A 1,961-nucleotide genomic window follows, 5' to 3' on the forward strand; every position below is an offset into this window, starting at 1 on the left:
TAGGCAGTGATATAGAGCAAAGATGCTATCAATATCGTGAGTTATTTAAAGAAAGCTTGAGTGGCTCAGATGTGCACGGGATTCGGTTAGCAGAACACTATTGCCAACCGCTGGGTTCCGATAGGTTCAAGATCCAAGTTGCCGAGAAGACAGGGCAAAAGATTGGCCAGATGCGTAGAGGGAGACCAAAAAATGGCTAATAAATAATCCCTCCGTCCCCTTAAACATTACAATTATGTCGTTAATCCAAACCGCCAAGATGAATGGATTGGAAGCATACGCCTATCAGAAAGATGTGCTTAACCGATTACCGTCGCATAAGAATAATCGGCTGGATGAGTTATTGCCACATAACGGGAAGGCTGATCAATAGGTAATGCCCAGACGCTTACAAGGATCTTGTATAACTTAAAGATTAGGTGGCTCGTTTTCTATGATGTAATCAGATAATCTATATAGGGCTGTAATTTAGTATACCGTCACGTTGCGGTGATGGAGTTGGTAGGCTTAAGTTGTTGTTACAATGAACGAAGTGATAAGAAAGAGGAGGCTGAGTCGCTCGATGACAATAGGACCTTATAAAATGGTGAGAAATGTTTAATAAGTATGATATTGCGGCAGTGATACCTGTCAGACTTGGTAGTTCAAGAGTTTCGCAAAAGGCCCTTCTTGAGGTTGGTGAAGACAAAATTAGTCTGTTAGCGTGGAAAATAAGACAGCTTAAGAAAGTGCTGTCAAAAGATAGCATATACGTTAGTACTGAGGCTGATGTACTGATGGATATTGCTCGAGAAGAGGGTGTAAAAGTTCATCGTCGCGATCAGTTCCTTGCTGACGGACATAAAGCTACTTTTAGTGAGGTCATTGTTGGTGTCGTTAAAGATATACCGCACGAGCACATTGCTTGGGTGACATGTGTTGTTCCTTTGATGAGTCCTCAAGAGTATTTGCAGGGGTTTCGTGAGTACTATGATCATGTTATTCCAGAAACTTCAAGTTTCGATAGCTTGGTTTCTGTAAACTTGCTCAAGGAATATTTTTGGGATGATGAAAAACCAATCAATTATTCTGCAACAAAGAAACATACCATTAGCCAGGAGCTGCCTAATATTTATAGGGTAACGAATGGGCTGTATATGGCTCCTAAGTCATTGATGCTTGATAAAGAGTATCTTCTTGGTAAGAACCCTTTTAAGTCCTGTGTTTCCAAGATTGCGGGCATCGATATAGATGAATACGAAGACTATGAAATTGCTCGTGATTTAATGGGGATTTATCAGAGCAATGAGTCTAAAACTCAAAATGAGAGTGTTATATTTCTGGACTTTGATGGTGTAATCGTAGATTCGGCTAAAGAAGCATATGCTATGGCTATGCTTGCGACTAAAAAATCTCAGAAACTTTCTGACGTAGACTTGAATAGTGAGCATTGCAGGAGGTTTCTCGAACAGCGTTGTCATATTGGTCCCGCGTGGAATTACTATTATCTATTAAAGTGTTTGGACGAAGAGAAGGACGTCCAATTTCTAGATATGTTGCCAAATGAAGCAGGAGACGAAGCTAGGGTTTTCCAGGATAGATTTTTTGCTACGCGACAAGTTGTTAGAAATCATTTCTGGGATGAATGGCTTGATTTAAATCACTTTTATGAAGGTGCTAATGGCTTCATAGACTTAATAAATAACAATTCGAATGTTGTTGTTGTAACGACGAAGGATGCAGAAACTGTCAGTGCGCTTCTTGAAAAGTACGGTGTGTTGCGTGATGTCGAAATTTTTGATTCGAGGTCATATGACCAATTTGGCTGCAAGTCTTTGTTCATGGATGACTATATAAAACGAATGAATATCAAGAGGGCTCTTTTTATTGATGACTCATATTCTCATCTCGAAAAGTGTAATTGGGTTGAAAAGCTATCTACCATCCAAGCTAAGTGGGGTTATGTTTTTCCTGAGGTTTAT

1 protein-coding gene and 2 pseudogenes are annotated in these 1,961 nt (G+C 39.8%); all 3 read left to right on the top strand.

What is annotated here, in order from left to right:
* Nucleotides 1–200: pseudogene (locus tag A3729_RS34175) on the top strand (hypothetical protein); the annotation flags it as partial.
* A gap of 32 nt (nt 201–232) precedes the next feature.
* A pseudogene (locus tag A3729_RS31145) lies at nt 233–373 on the top strand (transposase domain-containing protein); the annotation flags it as partial.
* A gap of 220 nt (nt 374–593) precedes the next feature.
* The coding region (locus A3729_RS31890) for a cytidylyltransferase domain-containing protein (protein ID WP_068634441.1) at nt 594–1,961 on the top strand (1,368 nt) is incomplete at its 3' end.

It is taken from the genome of Oleiphilus sp. HI0043, from assembly GCF_001634935.1.